This is a genomic window from Rhodococcus sp. GA1 (genome assembly GCF_024321955.1).
Classification (GTDB): Bacteria; Actinomycetota; Actinomycetes; order Mycobacteriales; family Mycobacteriaceae; genus Rhodococcus; species Rhodococcus pyridinivorans.
In genome coordinates this window covers 3893437-3907994 of sequence record NZ_CP097186.1, presented here as the reverse complement: position 1 = coordinate 3907994, position 14558 = coordinate 3893437, and the positions used below count along the sequence as shown (strand labels likewise).

Annotated in this window: 22 protein-coding genes; 4 read left to right on the top strand and 18 right to left on the bottom strand. The window is 66.9% G+C overall.

The genetic code is table 11. From position 1 onward, the window contains the following. Nucleotides 1-10: 10 nt before the first annotated feature. The 17 genes from rpsH to M3330_RS18130 all read right to left on the bottom strand — a co-directional run bounded on the left by rpsH (nucleotide 11) and on the right by M3330_RS18130 (nucleotide 9623). Nucleotides 11-409, bottom strand: a complete 399-nt coding sequence (rpsH, locus tag M3330_RS18210) for a 30S ribosomal protein S8 (RefSeq protein ID WP_006554597.1) — start codon at nucleotides 407-409, stop codon at nucleotides 11-13. 173 nt (nucleotides 410-582) lie between these two features. Beyond that, the gene (locus M3330_RS18205) at nucleotides 583-768 is read right to left on the bottom strand and encodes a type Z 30S ribosomal protein S14 (protein ID WP_006554598.1); all 186 of its coding nucleotides are present in this window, start codon (nucleotides 766-768) and stop codon (nucleotides 583-585) included. Between the two features lie 4 nt (nucleotides 769-772). After that, on the bottom strand, nucleotides 773-1339 hold the full coding sequence (gene rplE / locus M3330_RS18200; protein ID WP_006554599.1) for a 50S ribosomal protein L5: 567 nt from the start codon (nucleotides 1337-1339) through the stop codon (nucleotides 773-775). Between the two features lies 1 nt (nucleotide 1340). Continuing rightward, nucleotides 1341-1658, bottom strand: a complete 318-nt coding sequence (rplX, locus tag M3330_RS18195; protein WP_006554600.1) for a 50S ribosomal protein L24 — start codon at nucleotides 1656-1658, stop codon at nucleotides 1341-1343. After that, complete coding sequence (gene rplN, locus M3330_RS18190) at nucleotides 1658-2026, bottom strand: 50S ribosomal protein L14 (protein ID WP_006554601.1); 369 nt, start codon at nucleotides 2024-2026, stop codon at nucleotides 1658-1660. Before rplN ends, rplX begins: the two co-directional genes overlap by 1 nt. A gap of 319 nt (nucleotides 2027-2345) precedes the next feature. Beyond that, on the bottom strand, nucleotides 2346-2630 hold the full coding sequence (gene rpsQ, locus M3330_RS18185; protein ID WP_024101619.1) for a 30S ribosomal protein S17: 285 nt from the start codon (nucleotides 2628-2630) through the stop codon (nucleotides 2346-2348). Then, complete coding sequence (gene rpmC / locus M3330_RS18180; protein WP_006554603.1) at nucleotides 2627-2863, bottom strand: 50S ribosomal protein L29; 237 nt, start codon at nucleotides 2861-2863, stop codon at nucleotides 2627-2629. Before rpmC ends, rpsQ begins: the two co-directional genes overlap by 4 nt. Further along, nucleotides 2863-3279, bottom strand: a complete 417-nt coding sequence (gene rplP / locus M3330_RS18175; RefSeq protein ID WP_006554604.1) for a 50S ribosomal protein L16 — start codon at nucleotides 3277-3279, stop codon at nucleotides 2863-2865. The genes rpmC and rplP overlap by 1 nt, the downstream gene beginning before the upstream one ends. A 4-nt stretch (nucleotides 3280-3283) precedes the next feature. Further along, nucleotides 3284-4081 (bottom strand): 30S ribosomal protein S3, encoded by a 798-nt coding sequence (rpsC, locus tag M3330_RS18170; RefSeq protein WP_006554605.1) that lies wholly within the window; start codon nucleotides 4079-4081, stop codon nucleotides 3284-3286. After that, the gene (gene rplV / locus M3330_RS18165; protein WP_006554606.1) at nucleotides 4081-4473 is read right to left on the bottom strand and encodes a 50S ribosomal protein L22; all 393 of its coding nucleotides are present in this window, start codon (nucleotides 4471-4473) and stop codon (nucleotides 4081-4083) included. Before rplV ends, rpsC begins: the two co-directional genes overlap by 1 nt. Continuing rightward, nucleotides 4470-4751, bottom strand: a complete 282-nt coding sequence (gene rpsS, locus M3330_RS18160) for a 30S ribosomal protein S19 (RefSeq protein ID WP_003938088.1) — start codon at nucleotides 4749-4751, stop codon at nucleotides 4470-4472. The genes rplV and rpsS overlap by 4 nt, the downstream gene beginning before the upstream one ends. A gap of 19 nt (nucleotides 4752-4770) precedes the next feature. Next, nucleotides 4771-5604 (bottom strand): 50S ribosomal protein L2, encoded by an 834-nt coding sequence (gene rplB, locus M3330_RS18155; protein WP_006554607.1) that lies wholly within the window; start codon nucleotides 5602-5604, stop codon nucleotides 4771-4773. A 38-nt stretch (nucleotides 5605-5642) separates the two neighbouring features. Further along, nucleotides 5643-5948 (bottom strand): 50S ribosomal protein L23, encoded by a 306-nt coding sequence (gene rplW, locus M3330_RS18150; protein ID WP_006554608.1) that lies wholly within the window; start codon nucleotides 5946-5948, stop codon nucleotides 5643-5645. Beyond that, nucleotides 5945-6628, bottom strand: coding sequence for a 50S ribosomal protein L4 (gene rplD, locus M3330_RS18145; protein ID WP_006554609.1), 684 nt, complete (start codon nucleotides 6626-6628; stop codon nucleotides 5945-5947). The genes rplW and rplD overlap by 4 nt, the downstream gene beginning before the upstream one ends. Beyond that, a complete protein-coding gene (gene rplC, locus M3330_RS18140; protein WP_006554610.1) occupies nucleotides 6625-7278 on the bottom strand; it encodes a 50S ribosomal protein L3 in 654 nt (217 codons plus the stop codon). Before rplC ends, rplD begins: the two co-directional genes overlap by 4 nt. Before the next feature lie 45 nt (nucleotides 7279-7323). Continuing rightward, nucleotides 7324-7629, bottom strand: coding sequence for a 30S ribosomal protein S10 (gene rpsJ, locus M3330_RS18135; protein WP_003938093.1), 306 nt, complete (start codon nucleotides 7627-7629; stop codon nucleotides 7324-7326). Between the two features lie 485 nt (nucleotides 7630-8114). Further along, nucleotides 8115-9623, bottom strand: coding sequence for an amidase (locus tag M3330_RS18130; RefSeq protein WP_033096991.1), 1509 nt, complete (start codon nucleotides 9621-9623; stop codon nucleotides 8115-8117). A gap of 309 nt (nucleotides 9624-9932) precedes the next feature. On the opposite strand from M3330_RS18130, the gene M3330_RS18125 reads away from it, so the two are divergent. The 4 genes from M3330_RS18125 to M3330_RS18110 all read left to right on the top strand — a co-directional run bounded on the left by M3330_RS18125 (nucleotide 9933) and on the right by M3330_RS18110 (nucleotide 13008). After that, nucleotides 9933-10052, top strand: a complete 120-nt coding sequence (locus tag M3330_RS18125) for a hypothetical protein (RefSeq protein ID WP_033096990.1) — start codon at nucleotides 9933-9935, stop codon at nucleotides 10050-10052. Nucleotides 10053-10203: 151 nt separating this feature from the next. Further along, nucleotides 10204-11259, top strand: a complete 1056-nt coding sequence (locus M3330_RS18120) for a daunorubicin resistance protein DrrA family ABC transporter ATP-binding protein (protein WP_033096989.1) — start codon at nucleotides 10204-10206, stop codon at nucleotides 11257-11259. Further along, a complete protein-coding gene (locus M3330_RS18115; RefSeq protein ID WP_033096988.1) occupies nucleotides 11256-12122 on the top strand; it encodes an ABC transporter permease in 867 nt (288 codons plus the stop codon). The genes M3330_RS18120 and M3330_RS18115 overlap by 4 nt, the downstream gene beginning before the upstream one ends. 4 nt (nucleotides 12123-12126) lie before the next feature. Beyond that, on the top strand, nucleotides 12127-13008 hold the full coding sequence (locus tag M3330_RS18110; protein ID WP_033096987.1) for an ABC transporter permease: 882 nt from the start codon (nucleotides 12127-12129) through the stop codon (nucleotides 13006-13008). A gap of 92 nt (nucleotides 13009-13100) precedes the next feature. On the opposite strand, the gene M3330_RS18105 is transcribed toward M3330_RS18110, so the two are convergent. Continuing rightward, on the bottom strand, nucleotides 13101-14300 hold the full coding sequence (locus tag M3330_RS18105; protein ID WP_255028929.1) for an IS30 family transposase: 1200 nt from the start codon (nucleotides 14298-14300) through the stop codon (nucleotides 13101-13103). Nucleotides 14301-14558: the final 258 nt, after the last annotated feature.

Sequence of the window (14558 nt, the reverse complement as noted above, 5' to 3'; positions counted from 1 at the left end):
TGGCCTCCCTTTACCAGACGTAGGCGAGGACTTCCCCGCCCACTCCCTGCTTGGCCGCCTGGCGATCGGTGAGCAGGCCGGAGGACGTGGAGATGATCGCCACGCCGAGGCCGCCCAGGACCTTGGGCAGGTTGGTGGATTTCGCGTACACGCGCAGGCCGGGCTTCGACACGCGGCGCACGCCGGCAAGGCTGCGCTCACGGGAAGGTCCGTACTTGAGGTCGACGATGAGGGTCTTGCCCACCTCGGCGTCCTCGGTGCGGTAGTCGGAGATGTAGCCCTCGCGCTTGAGGATCTCGGCGATGTTCACCTTGATCTTCGAGGACGGGAGCTTGACCTCGTCGTGGTACGCCGTGTTGGCGTTACGCAGACGCGTCAAGAAGTCTGCGATGGGGTCGGTCATGGTCATGGCTGACCTGTTCACCTTTCTCGATGCGGTTCCCATGCAACGCCGGAACATGCCGGCCGTGGGCCTACATCGAAACTCGGTTTCGATAGCGGATTCGTCGACGGATCGGCGACGAACCCATGACAGCGTGACAGTGGGCGGAGAACTTCTCGGTCCTCCGCCCACCGCTCACGTCACCAGGAGCTCTTGTGAACTCCCGGAAGTTCTCCGCGGTGTGCCATCTCGCGAAGGCAGATGCGGCAGAGTCCGAACTTGCGGAAGACCGAGTGCGGGCGCCCGCAGCGCTGGCAGCGGGTGTAGGCGCGCACCGCGAACTTCGGCTTCTTGTTGGCCTTGTTGACCAGTGCCTTCTTAGCCATGGGCTCAGTTCTCCTTGAACGGGAAGCCGAGGTGCTTGAGCAGGGCACGGCCTTCTTCGTTGTTGGTAGCGGTGGTCACGACAGTGATGTCCATGCCGCGCGGGCGATCGATCTTGTCCACGTCGATCTCGTGGAACATCGACTGCTCGTTCAGGCCGAACGTGTAGTTGCCGTTGCCGTCGAACTGGTTGCCGTTGAGGCCGCGGAAGTCCCGGATACGGGGAAGCGCGATGGACACGAGACGGTCCAGGAACTCCCACATGCGGTCGCCGCGCAGCGTGACGCGCGCACCGATCGGCATGCCCTCGCGCAGCTTGAACTGTGCGATGGACTTGCGGGCCTTACGGATCTCCGGCTTCTGACCGGTGATGAGCGCGAGGTCGTTGACGGCTCCGTTGATGAGCTTCGCGTCGCGGGCGGCGTCGCCGACACCCATGTTGACGACGACCTTCACGACGCCGGGGATCTGCATGACGTTCGCGTAGTCGAACTCCGCGTTCAGCGCGTCCTTGATCTCGGCGCGGTAGCGGGCCTTCAGGCGCGGCTGGGTCTTGTTCTCGGTGGAAGTCATGTCAGAGGTCCTTCCCGTTCTTCCGGGAAATCCGAACGCGCTTGCCGGTTTCCTCATCGGTGCGGTAGCCCACGCGGGTGGGGTTTCCGTCCGAGTCGACGACCGCAACGTTGGAAACGTGGATCGGGGCCTCCTGCGTCACGATGCCGCCGGAGGAGGCGCCACGCTCGTTCGCAGAGACGGCGGTGTGCTTCTTGATACGGTTCACGCCCTCGACGAGGACCTTGCCGGTCGCCGGGTAGGCCGCGATGACCTTGCCCTTGGCACCCTTGTCCTTGCCCGAGATGACGAGCACGGTGTCACCCTTGTGCACCTTCATCACAGCACCTCCGGAGCGAGCGAGACGATCTTCATGAACCGCTTGTCGCGGAGCTCGCGACCGACGGGTCCGAAGATGCGGGTGCCGCGAGGATCGTTGTCGCCCTTGATGATGACGGCAGCGTTCTCGTCGAACTTGATGTAGGAACCGTCCGGACGGCGGCGCTCCTTGGCGGTGCGCACGATCACGGCCTTGACGACATCGCCACGCTTGACGTTGCCGCCGGGGATCGCGTCCTTGACGGTGGCGACGATGACGTCACCGATTCCGGCGTAGCGACGGGACGAGCCACCGAGAACGCGGATGCAGAGGATCTCCTTGGCACCCGTGTTGTCGGCGACGCGCAGTCGCGACTCCTGCTGGATCACTTACTTCTCCTTGACCTGGATTGGTGTGTACGTCAGATTTCCGACCTGGACGTACGCGGTCGTCGGTTGCCTGCGGCGCACGCGCGAATCACACACGGGTCCCGTAAGCAACCCGTCCAGAGTAGGCCATATACCGTACGCAGGGCAAATTCGCGAATTGTGATGTCACTCCCCACCCCGGAACCGGGCGTGTCGCAGCGACGTCCACCGCTCCCTCACGCGAGGGCTGCACCTACTACCCGACGCACAGCACCCCACCGCCCGCGGTGCGGGTGGTGGGGTGCTGCATGTTCTCGGCCCTGTCGAGGACGAGGAGGCCTTACTTGGCCTTCTCGAGCACCTCGACCAGACGCCAGCGCTTCGACGCGGACAGCGGACGGGTCTCCATCAGCTGCACGCGGTCGCCGATGCCGGCCAGACCGTTCTCGTCGTGCGCCTTCACCTTGGTCGTACGGCGGATGATCTTGCCGTACAGCGGGTGCTTCACCCGGTCCTCGAGCTCGACGACGATGGTCTTCTCCATCTTGTCCGAGACGACGTAACCGATGCGGACCTTACGGCTCGCGCGCTGTTCCTGGTTGCTCACTGCCTTTTCCTCACTCATGCCACGTCACCCGCATTCGGGCCGGTGGCCAGTCCGAGCTCGCGCTCGCGCAGCACCGTGTAGATACGGGCGATCTCGTTGCGCACCACGCGGAGCCGACGGTTGTTGTCCAGCTGGCCGGTGGCCATCTGGAAGCGGAGGTTGAACAGCTCTTCCTTGGCTTCGCGGAGCTTGTCGGTCAGCTCTTCGTCGCTCAGCTCGCGGAGTTCCGCGGCGGGGGTACCGGTAGCCATCAGAACTGCTCCTCCCTCGTCACGATGCGGCACTTGCAGGGGAGCTTGTGCATCGCGCGACGCAGAGCCTCGCGCGCAATCTCCTCGTTGGGGTAGCTCATCTCGAACAGCACGCGACCGGGCTTGACGTTCGCGACCCACCACTCCGGCGAACCCTTACCGGAACCCATGCGGGTCTCGGCAGGCTTCTTGGTGAGGGGGCGATCCGGGAAGATGTTGATCCAGATCTTGCCGCCACGCTTGATGTGCCGGGTCATGGCGATACGAGCGGACTCGATCTGCCGGTTGGTGATGTAGGCCGGCTCGAGAGCCTGGATGCCGTAGTCACCGAAGGCCACCTGGGTTCCGCCCTTGGCGGCACCCGTACGGCTCGGATGGTGCTGCTTGCGGTGTTTGACCCGCCGGGGGATCAACATTGCGTCAGCCCTCCTTGTTCTCGGTCGAGGCAGGAGCGTCGCTCGATGCGGCGCGGCCGGCCTCGGTGCTCGTCGCGGTGGTGCCCGACGCGCCGGAACGACGCGGGCGGCTCGGACGCTCACGACGCGGCCGGTCGGCGGGAGCAGCTGCAGCAGCAGCGAGCTCACGACGGCCACCGACGATGTCGCCCTTGTAGATCCAGACCTTCACGCCGATGCGGCCGAAGGTGGTCCGTGCCTCGTAGAGGCCGTAATCGATGTCCGCGCGCAGCGTGTGCAGCGGGACGCGACCTTCGCGGTAGAACTCCGAACGCGACATCTCGGCGCCACCGAGGCGGCCCGAGCACTGCACGCGGATGCCCTTGACGTTCGGCTGACGCATGGCCGACTGGATGGCCTTGCGCATCGCACGACGGAAGGCGACACGGTTCGAGAGCTGCTCGGCGACGCCCTGCGCCACGAGCTGAGCCTCGGACTCCGAGTTCTTGACCTCGAGGATGTTCAGCTGGACCTGCTTACCGGTCAGCTTCTCGAGCTCGGCGCGGATGCGATCGGCCTCGGCGCCGCGGCGTCCGATGACGATCCCGGGACGAGCGGTGTGGATGTCCACACGCACACGGTCGCGGGTGCGCTCGATCTCGACCTTCGCGATGCCGGCGCGCTCGAGGCCGGAGGCCAGGAACTTGCGGATCGCGACATCTTCCTTGACGTAGTCCGCGTACTGCTTGTCCGCGTACCAACGAGACTTCCAGTCGGTGGTGACGCCCAGACGGAAGCCGTGCGGGTTGATCTTCTGGCCCACTACTGAGCTCCCTTCCGGCGGTTACGAGTCGAGGCCGACCCGACGCTTTCCACGATCACGGTGATGTGGCTCGACCGCTTGCGGATGCGGAACGCACGGCCCTGGGCACGCGGCTGGAACCGCTTCAGGGTCGCACCCTCGTCCACGTACGCAGTCGCGACGACGAGCGTGCTGGGGTCGAGGTTGTAGTTGTTCTGCGCGTTCGCAGCGGCCGACGCGATCACTTTGGCGACCGGCTCGGCCGCGGCCTGCGGCGCGAACTTGAGGATGGCCAGGGCCTCCTCGACGGACTTACCGCGAACGATGTCGACGACGCGGCGCGCCTTCATCGGGGTCACGCGCACGTGGCGCGCAACAGCCCGAGCGCTGTTGGTGGTGGTTTCAGTGCTCATCGACGCTTGCTCTTCCGGTCGTCCTTGATGTGGCCCTTGAACGTACGGGTCGGCGCGAACTCACCGAGCTTGTGACCGACCATGGACTCCGAGACGAACACCGGCACGTGCTTGCGTCCATCGTGGACAGCGAACGTATGACCGATGAAGTCGGGCAGAATCGTGGAACGGCGCGACCAGGTCTTGATGACCTGCTTGGTGCCCTTCTCGTTCTGCGTGTCCACCTTCGCCAGGAGGTGGTCGTCGACGAACGGGCCCTTCTTGAGGCTGCGTGGCATTCTCTAACTCCCTCCTTGACTAGCGCTTCTTGCCGGTACGGCGACGACGGACGATGAGCTTGTCGGACGCCTTGTTCTTGCGGGTGCGGCCCTCGGGCTTGCCCCACGGGCTGACCGGGTGGCGACCACCCGAGGTCTTGCCCTCGCCACCACCGTGCGGGTGGTCGACCGGGTTCATCACGACACCACGGACGGTCGGGCGCTTGCCCTTCCAGCGCATACGGCCGGCCTTGCCCCAGTTGATGTTCGACTGCTCGGCGTTGCCGACCTCGCCGACGGTGGCGCGGCAGCGCACGTCGACGCGACGGATCTCGCCGGAGGGCATACGCAGCGTGGCGTAGGTGCCTTCCTTACCGAGGAGCTGGATGCTCGCACCGGCGGAGCGGGCCATCTTGGCGCCGCCACCCGGACGCAGCTCGACCGCGTGGATGGTCGTACCCGTCGGGATGTTGCGCAGCGGCAGGTTGTTGCCGGGCTTGATGTCGGCGTTGGGGCCCGACTCGACGGGAGCACCCTGCACGAGGCCCTTGGGGGCGATGATGTAGCGCTTCTCGCCGTCCACGTAGTGGAGCAGCGCGATGCGCGCGGTGCGGTTGGGGTCGTACTCGATGTGAGCGACCTTGGCCGGCACGCCGTCCTTGTCGTTGCGACGGAAATCGATCAGGCGGTAGGCGCGCTTGTGTCCGCCACCCTTGTGACGGGTGGTGATGCGGCCGTGCGCGTTACGTCCACCGCGACCGTGCAGCGGGCGGATCAGCGACTTCTCGGGCGTCGACCGAGTGATCTCGGCGAAGTCCGACACGCTGGCGCCACGGCGGCCCGGCGTAGTCGGCTTGTACTTACGGATTGCCATGAGTCTTCTCGTCCTCTATCTCTCGAGAGTTCCGATCGCTAGGCGACCGGGCCTCCGAAGATCTCGATGGGCTTGCTGTCGGCCGTGAGGGTCACGAGCGCGCGCTTGGTGTTCTTGCGCTTGCCGTAACCGAACCGGGTCCGCTTGCGCTTGCCCTGACGGTTGGCGGTGTTGACGCTGCTCACCTTGACGCCGAAGACCTTCTCGACGGCAATCTTGATCTGCGTCTTGTTCGAGTCCGGGTGGACCAGGAAGGTGTAGGTGCCTTCTTCCATCAGCCCGTAGGACTTCTCGGAGACGACGGGAGCCAGCAGGATGTCGCGAGGATCGGCGATCGTGCTCACTTGCTCTCCTCCTTCACTTCCTGGCCGGACTCGGCCGGCCCGTGGATGAACGTGTTGAGCGCCTCGACGCTGAACACGACGTCATCGCTGTAGAGCACGTCGTAGGTGTTCAGCTGATCCGGCGCGAGCGCGTGGACGTTGGGAAGGTTCTGAACCGACTTCCACGCCGCCACGTCTTCACGGCCGACGACGAGCAGGACCTTCTTGCGGTCGCTGATCTCGCCCAGGAACGTGCGAGCACTCTTCGTCGACGGGGTCTGACCCGCGACGAGTTCGGTGATCACGTGGATGCGCTCGTTGCGCGCCCGGTCGGAGAGGGCTCCGCGCAGGGCGGCGGCCTTCATCTTCTTGGGGGTGCGCTGGCTGTAGTCGCGCGGCTGCGGGCCGTGGACGGTGCCACCGCCGGCGAACTGCGGCGCACGGGTCGAGCCCTGACGTGCGCGGCCGGTGCCCTTCTGGCGGTACGGCTTCTTGCCACCGCCGCGGACCTCGCCGCGGGTCTTGGTGGCGTGCGTTCCCTGGCGGGCCGCGGCGAGCTGCGCGGTGACGACCTGGTGCAGCAGCGCGATGTTCGCGGGAGCGTCGAAGATCTCGGCGGGGAGATCGACGGAGCCGGAGGTCTGGCCACCGGGGGCCTTGACGTCCAGGGTCAGCTTGGTTGCGGTCTCGGTGCTGGTCATGCCCGTGCACCACCCTTCACTGCGGTCTTGACGATCACGAGGCCGCCCTTGCGACCCGGGATCGCGCCCTTGATCAGCAGCAGACCGTTCTCGGCGTCCACCTTGTGGACCGAGAGGTTCTGCGTCGTGATGCGGTCGGAGCCCATACGGCCGGACATGCGCGTGCCCTTGAACACGCGGCCCGGGGTGGCGCAACCACCGATGGAGCCCGGACGACGGTGCACGGCCTGCGTACCGTGCGACGCACCCTGGCCGGCGAAGCCGTGACGCTTCATGGTGCCGGCGAAGCCCTTGCCCTTCGAGGTGCCGGTGACGTCGACGTAGGCGCCGTCCTCGAACACCTCGGCGGTGAGTTCCTGGCCGACCTCGTACTCGGAGGCGTCCTCGATCCGGAGCTCGACCAGGTGACGGCGCGGCGTGACGCCGGCCTTCTCGAACTGGCCGCGAACCGGCTTGTTGACCTTGCGCGGCGCGATGGCACCGTAGGCGAGCTGCACGGCGTTGTAGCCGTCGCGCTCCTCGGTGCGGATCTGCGTGACCACGTTCGGTCCGGCCTTGACGACGGTGACCGGGACAACCCGGTTGTTCTCGTCGAAGACCTGGGTCATGCCGAGCTTGGTGCCCAGGATTCCCTTGATCTGGTTAGTCATGTGTTGTCTCCGCTGCGTCTTTCACAAGCTCGCTGTAATCGAATGTCACTGAATGTTGACGTCGACACTCGCCGGGAGATCGATGCGCATGAGCGCGTCGACGGTCTTCGGCGTCGGGTCGAGGATGTCGATGAGCCGCTTGTGCGTCCGCATCTCGAAGTGCTCGCGCGAGTCCTTGTACTTGTGCGGCGAGCGGATGACGCAGTACACGTTCTTTTCAGTGGGCAACGGCACCGGGCCGACCACGCGGGCACCCGTACGGGTCACCGTCTCGACGATCTTGCGCGCAGATGCGTCGATCGCCTCGTGGTCATAGGCCTTGAGCCTGATGCGGATCTTCTGTCCCGCCACGCTTAGTGTCCTTTTCTTGCCGCGTTTCGTGATCCCCGGCGGAGCCGGAAACCACCTCGTCTGCACAGTTCCCCGGGGAACGGCGACCGAGAACAGCGCTCGAAACACAGTGCGAGCCGGACGTATCCGATCCGCTTGCCGCTGTTCATCTGTCATTGTTCTCCGGCCCACGCGGTCGGGCGTGTCGGCCCGCCGCTCATTCCCCGGCGTCGATGCTCGAAGGCTTCGACACCGCAAGGAACGGAACCGGCTGCGCTCCACAGGAGCACACAGGGGTACTGCTTCCGTCTTGCATGTGGCCGCGACCAGGCCGTGAGGCTCGATCCGCGACTGTCACGTCTTTCCCGATCCGAGCCGCAAAACATCCATGGCCCGGTCAAGGCAACCCGACCAGTATGCAGGAGCACGGCCGAGAGTTCAACTCACGACGGTGCGTGATGTACACCTCGGCGATACGCCGTGCGGTCGGATCCGCGTGGTCGAACCTAGCCGATGGGGTTCATCGGCAGGGTCCGAACCGGAGCGGCCGCCCCGATCGTATTCGTCGGGTCGGGACCGGGGCCCGGCTGCACCTGCGCGACCTCGGGGACCCGTGCGCCGGCGGCGACGAGCTGCGGCTCGTCGCGCCAGATCGGCAGTGCCTCCTGCAGTTCGAGCCCGATGCCGATGAGACGTTCGTCCTGCCACGGCCGCGCACCGAGCTGCACACCGACCGGCATCCCCGTCGCGGCGGAGTACCCGGCGGGCAGGGTCACCACGGGGGCACCGGAGTAGTTCGCCCATCGCACGGGGCCCGTCACTCCGGCCGTGACACTGATGCCGAGGAACTCCTGGCGTCGTGCGCCGTCGACGGAGGCGCCGGGCAGCATGATCGCGTCGAGATCCTGGTCGACGAACATCCGGTTGTAGTCGCTCTGGTACCGCAGACGGTCGCGCTCGAAGGTGAGGTAGTCGCCCACCGGCACGGCCAGCGAGGCCACCGCCGTGCCCGCGGCCACCGCGTTCTCGGGGCGATACAGGCCGAGCCGGTCGGTGAACTGCTGGTGGTAGGCACCCATCTCGACCTGGTCGCCGGTCGCGAGGGATTCCGGCAGGGACGGCATCGTCACCGGGACCGTGACCGCACCGAGCGATTCCGCCACCCGTGCCGCGTCGTCGACGACGCGCTGCACCGCCTCGGGGGGTGCGGGATTCGTGTTCACGGGCAGTCCGATCCGCACGCCGGCGAGGGGACTCGCTCCCCCGGCGGCCGTCACCGGATAACCGCCCTCGGGAACGTCGGGGCCGAGTGCCGTGATCGGGTCGGCCGGATCCGCGCCCGCGAGCACGGTCATCATCAGGGACGCGTCGGCGACGCTGCGGCCCATCGGACCCACGTGGTCGCGGGTCCAGGTCAGCGGGATCATGCCGTGCGAGGTGATGCGCCCGTAGGTCGGCTTGATCGACGAGACACCGCAGGCGCTCGCCGGGAACCGGACCGAACCGCCGGTGTCGCTACCGATCGCGAGGGGCGCGAACCGCGCGGCGAGCACGGCCGCGCTGCCGCCGGACGATCCGCCGGGCGACATCTCGGTGTTCCACGGATTGCCCACCTGAGGGGTGGCGACACCGATCGCGAACTCGTCGGTGTGCGCGTGCCCCATGAGCACCGCACCGGCGTCCTCGAGTCGACGCCACACACCCGAGTGCCCGGCCGCGATGTTGCCCTCGAGGACGCGACTCGACGCGGTGAGCGGAAGCCCGGACACCGCGAAGATGTCCTTGAGAGCGATCGGGAGCCCGCACACGAGCGGCGCCGGGGTCCGATCGCGGCGCGCACGGGCGAGGCGCTCCCCCGCCGCCTCGGCCGCCGCGTAGGCCACTTCGGGGTAGAGCCGGATCCACGCACCGATCGCTCCGTCGTACGAGCGCGTGCGGTCCAGACAGGCATCGAGCAGTTCGCGCGGGTGCAGTTCGCCGGCGTGCAGCAGCGCTGCCGCCTCGGCCGCACTCATCCTCGCGGGATCGGTGACGGTGTCGGGTGGAGGAAGCCTGCGTGGCGGAGCCGCACGACCGCTCCCCGCGGTCGCACCCCACGCGAACAATCCGCCGGCGGCCCCTCCCAGTAACCGTCGGCGTGATACTCCGGTGCTCACCCGCCAACCAAACCATCCAGTGCGTTGCGAGCCAGGTTAGGGCACGGTAGGTGTGCCACATGTCACCTCCGGCTGTGATGCTACCGAGACCGTGAAGTGACAAGGCGGATCATGTACTAGGAGAAGGCGCGCAGCTGGGGGACGGATGCGGTCGCCTCGCACGAGCGGTTGCTGCAGGCGCTGCGCACCGGTGACGTCGAGGCCGCCGGACGCGAGACGCGCGAACACTTCACCGACGGGGCCCACCGACTCGTCGAACACCTCGAAGATCTCGGCGTCTGGTCCTGACCGACCGGCGTGAACACCCCGAGGGGAAGGGACGTCGGCGCCGACGCGCATGTCCGTCCACCCCTCCCGGGATCGTGCGCACCGGTACGATTCCGACGGTGACGGACCGACCCGTCCCCGACGGGGACCGAGATCTACGGCGGGGTGTGATGTGAGCGATCACGACCAGGCAGTTCTCGTGGAGGACGTCCACAAGTCGTTCGGCGACGTCCACGCACTCGACGGGATCAGCTTCTCTGCACCGCCGGGCCGTGTCCTCGGCATCCTCGGCCCCAACGGCGCCGGCAAGACCACGATGGTCAAGGTGCTGTCGACACTGTTGCGTCCCACCTCGGGTCGCGCCGTGGTCGCCGGGCACGATGTGGTCGCCGACGCCGCAGCGGTCCGGCGGTCGATCATGATGACCGGCCAGTTCGCCGCGCTCGACGACACCCTCACCGGCCGGGAGAACCTGATCCTGTTCGGCCGCCTGATGGGTCTGGACAAGAAGTCGGCCACCCGGCGCGCCGACGATCTGCTCCGGGAGTTCGATCTCGTCGACGCCGGTCGCCGCCCCGTGAAGGGTTATTCCGGCGGTATGCGCCGACGGGTCGACATCGCGTGCGGCCTCGTGGTCCGTCCCAAGGTGGTCTTCCTCGACGAGCCGACCACCGGTCTCGACCCGCGCAGCCGGCAGGGCGTGTGGTCGCTGGTGGGGGCGCTCAAGGACCAGGGCATCACGGTGCTCCTGACGACGCAGTACCTCGAAGAGGCCGACGTGCTGAGCGACAACATCATCGTCATCGACAAGGGCACCGTGATCGCGGAAGGCACCGCGAACCAGCTGAAGTCCTCCGCGGGTGGCACCCACTGCGAGATCGTTCCGGCCGACCCGCGGGCGATACCCGAGATCCTGCACGCCCTGAACGGTCTTCTCCCCCAGGACGTCCTGGTGGGTACGGTCCCCGACACGGATCGGGTGTCCGTCCCGGCACCGGACGGCGCCGCGACCCTCACCGAGGTGCTGCGGCGCATCGAACCCCTGGGCATCGAACTCGCCGACATCGGTCTGCGACGTCCCTCGCTCGACGACGTCTTCCTCCGCCTCACCGGGCACTCCGCTTCCGACGGCGGCGGTCCGACGGACGGTGGCCCTACGAACGGCGGCCCGACAGCGCCGCCCGAGGCGGAACGAGCGGTGCCTGCGCCGGCAGGTGAGCGGCCGTGACGGCCCGCACCGACGAGACGGTCCGCGGGACGGAAGCCTCCACGGTCTCGTTCACCGACTCCTCGTCCACCCTTCCCGCACGTCGGGGAGGTGTCCACCGCCGGATCACGCCGTCGGGCGTCGAGCAGTGGTGGGTGCTGACGCTCCGGTCGTTGCGCACGATGGCGCGGTACGGCGAGTTGGTCCTCGCGGTCCTGGCACCGTTCGTCTTCGGTCTCGGCTTCTATCTGCCGCTCAAGTTCGTGATGCAGTTGCAGGGCATCGACTACGCGCAGTTCCTGATGCCCATCATCGTGTTGCAGTCGATGGCGTTCACCGCCATCTCCGCGGCGCAGCTGGCAGCGCAGGAGGGCACGACCGGTGTGACCTCGCGTCTGCAGACGATGCCCGTCGCCCCGGCGGCGCCCCTGGCGTCACGGATGACGGCGAGCATGGTGCGGTCGGTCATCTCCTTGGCCGCGGCGATCGGATTCGGTTATCTCATCGGTTTCCGTTTCTCCGCCGGGCCCGGGCAGGCAGCGTTGTTCTGCGCGACCGCACTGATCATCAGCCTGTTGTTGTGCCTGGGCGCCGACGCGATCGGATGTCTGTCCCGGAGCCCCGAGGCCACAGCGCAGGCGCTGACCCTGCCGCAGCTGATCCTCGGGATGCTCTCGTGCGGTTTCGTGCCCGAGGAGGGATTCCCGGAGTGGATCAGACCGTTCGTCCGCAACCAGCCGATCTCACAGTTCTCCTTCGCGATGCGCGACATGGCCCAGGACGGCGTGACCTGGGAGGTCTTCCGGCCGAGCCTGTTCTGGATGATCGGGCTGGCCGTGATCTGCATCCCGGGCGCCGTGTGGGCCGCGACGAGGCGGGAGTGAGTCGATGAGCAAGACCGTCGAGACACAGCGGGCACGGGCCCGATCGCGGGAGCGGGCAGGGACTCCGGGTCGCGCCTTCGCCTATCCCGAACCGGATCGCGTCCGCAGCGAGAGTTCCCTCGGCGCACTGTGGGAGCACAGCCGCCTGCAGTGCGGTCGCCTGCTGCTCCGCTGGGCCCGCGATCCGGCCACGATGATCCAGGCGCTCATCTATCCGGCGCTCACCCTGGTGATGTTCCGCATCGTGCTCGGCGACAGCATCACCGCCGCGACCGGCTATTCGTCGATCTTCGGCACCGTGCCCATGATCGTGCTCGTCGGCGCGATGTTCGGCTCGGTCGTCAGCGCGGTGGGGCTGCGCACCGAACGCGATTCCGGCCTGCTGAGCCGGTTCCACACGCTGCCCGTCCACCGCTCGTCCGGTCTGGTGGGGCGGTTGATGGCGGAGATGGTGCGCGTGTTCGTCACCTCTCTCGTGATCTTCGGCGCCGGCATGGCGTTGGGTTTCCGGTTCACGCAGGGCATCGGCCCCACCCTGCTCAGCCTCGTGGTCCCACTGATCTTCGGTCTCGGATTCGCGATGATGGTGACGGCTCTGGCGACCCTGCCGGGACGCACTCCCCTCGTCGAGACCGTCTCGATCCTGTGCACGCTGCTCATGTTCTTCAACTCGGGGTTCGTGCCGGTCATGGCGTATCCGAGCTGGCTGCAACCCGTGGTGGCGAACCAGCCGATGTCCTGCGCGATCGACACCATGCGCTCGCTCGCGATGGGCGGTCCGATCGCGGAACCGTTCCTGAAGACGGTCCTGTGGTCGGCCGGGATGGTGGCGATCTTCGTCCTCCCCGCCGTCGTCGGATATCGGCGCTCGGCCGAACAGAATTGATCCGAGCGTCACCCGTCGAGCCGACTCGACCACACGAATGGGGAAGGCCCCTCTCCGCTGGGCGGTTTCAAGGGGTCGACGCAACACCGCTGTTAGTTGGTGGGGATTAGATCACGCAGACGCTCGGCTGGAGTATCCCAGCCGAGCGTTGTGCGTGGCCGGCCGTTGAGTTCCTGGGCGACGTGCTCGAGGTCCGCCGGGCTGTAGACACTCAGATCGGTGCCCTTGGGGAAATACTGCCGCAGCAGTCCGTTGGTGTTCTCGTTGGTGCCGCGTTGCCAGGGGCTGGCCGGGTCACAGAAGTACACGGCCATATCGGCGGCGATACCGAACTGTTTGTGCCGGGCCATCTCGGCGCCCTGATCCCAGGTCAGCGAGCCACGAAGATGCGCGGGCAGGTCTTTCATCGCGGCGATGAGCGCGTCCCGCACGGATTCGGCGTCGTGCCCGTTCGGCAGGTGCAGCAACATCGTGTAACGGGTGGTGCGTTCGACGAGGGTGCCGATCGCGGTCTTGTTCAGCTCACCGGTGATCAAATCGCCCTCCCAGTGTCCGGGCACCGCACGGTCGGCGACCTCGGCGGGCCGGTCACTGATCATCACCATCGGATCGGTGAATCGCTGATACCGCTGACCGTCCGCGCGGTGCGGTTTACGTCTCGCCCGTCCGGTCCGAAGTGCCTGTTGCACGTGCTTTTTGAGCCCACCTCGAGCTTGGAAGTAGAGGGCTTGATAGATCGTTTCGTGGCTCACCCGCATACTTTCGTCGTCGGGATGATCCCGGCGCAGACGGTGCGAGATCTGCTCCGGCGACAACTTCCGGGACAGGCCTTCCTCGACCGCTGCCCGCAGGACCGTGTTCACCACCAGTTTGGACTGCTTGGGCCGCGCCCGGGCGGCAGCGGCGGCTCGATCGGCCTGATACGGCAGGTACCTGCCCTCGATGCTGTGCCGACGAACCTCCCGCGAGACGGTCGAGACGTTCTTGCCGATCCGAGCGGCGATGGCCCGCAACGAATCCTCGACGAGCAGGCCGTCGGCGATCGCGATCCGGTCCTCGGTCGACAGATACCGGTCGCTGATCGCCGGCCGTCCGCTGTCATCGCAGGTCACTCTGGTCGCACTGGTCACAGACTGTGTGTAGACGGTTCCGTGGTGGTAATCCACGACCCGCCCATCGGGGTGAATCCGCTTGCTGTTCGAACGCCGGATCCCCTGCCGCCAGTCCCGTGCGGTGCGTTCGTTGACCCCGACCTCACGGGCTGCTCGTCTGGCCGACCACCCGGCTGCGATCAACTCCAGACAACGACGCTTGGCTTCGGGTTTGCCCTTCGGCGAGATCTTCCCTGTGCGGACCAGTCCCTCGTCGACCAGGATCCGGCGGGCCACCGAATGCGCCACCTTCGAGGCCTTCGCCGCCCGGGTGATCGAACCGGTCTCGTTGTAGACAGACACGATCAGCGCAGGGTCGGCGGTGCCGGCCCGGCCACGGGATCTACCCGCCGGCCGGCCGATCGCCCTCAAAATCGCGTAACACCGCTGTCGGGGCAG

Coding starts and splice junctions, on each gene's coding strand:
- rpsH (WP_006554597.1), bottom strand. CDS start 409: ATGACCATGACCGACCCCATCGCAGACTTCTTGACGCGTCTGCGTAAC.
- M3330_RS18205 (WP_006554598.1), bottom strand. CDS start 768: ATGGCTAAGAAGGCACTGGTCAACAAGGCCAACAAGAAGCCGAAGTTC.
- rplE (WP_006554599.1), bottom strand. CDS start 1,339: ATGACTTCCACCGAGAACAAGACCCAGCCGCGCCTGAAGGCCCGCTAC.
- rplX (WP_006554600.1), bottom strand. CDS start 1,658: ATGAAGGTGCACAAGGGTGACACCGTGCTCGTCATCTCGGGCAAGGAC.
- rpsQ (WP_024101619.1), bottom strand. CDS start 2,630: ATGAGTGAGGAAAAGGCAGTGAGCAACCAGGAACAGCGCGCGAGCCGT.
- rpmC (WP_006554603.1), bottom strand. CDS start 2,863: ATGGCTACCGGTACCCCCGCCGCGGAACTCCGCGAGCTGAGCGACGAA.
- rplP (WP_006554604.1), bottom strand. CDS start 3,279: ATGTTGATCCCCCGGCGGGTCAAACACCGCAAGCAGCACCATCCGAGC.
- rplV (WP_006554606.1), bottom strand. CDS start 4,473: ATGAGCACTGAAACCACCACCAACAGCGCTCGGGCTGTTGCGCGCCAC.
- rpsS (WP_003938088.1), bottom strand. CDS start 4,751: ATGCCACGCAGCCTCAAGAAGGGCCCGTTCGTCGACGACCACCTCCTG.
- rplB (WP_006554607.1), bottom strand. CDS start 5,604: ATGGCAATCCGTAAGTACAAGCCGACTACGCCGGGCCGCCGTGGCGCC.
- rplD (WP_006554609.1), bottom strand. CDS start 6,628: ATGACCAGCACCGAGACCGCAACCAAGCTGACCCTGGACGTCAAGGCC.
- rplC (WP_006554610.1), bottom strand. CDS start 7,278: ATGACTAACCAGATCAAGGGAATCCTGGGCACCAAGCTCGGCATGACC.
- M3330_RS18130 (WP_033096991.1), bottom strand. CDS start 9,623: ATGAGTGCGGCCGAGGCGGCAGCGCTGCTGCACGCCGGCGAACTGCAC.
- M3330_RS18110 (WP_033096987.1), top strand. CDS start 12,127: ATGAGCAAGACCGTCGAGACACAGCGGGCACGGGCCCGATCGCGGGAG.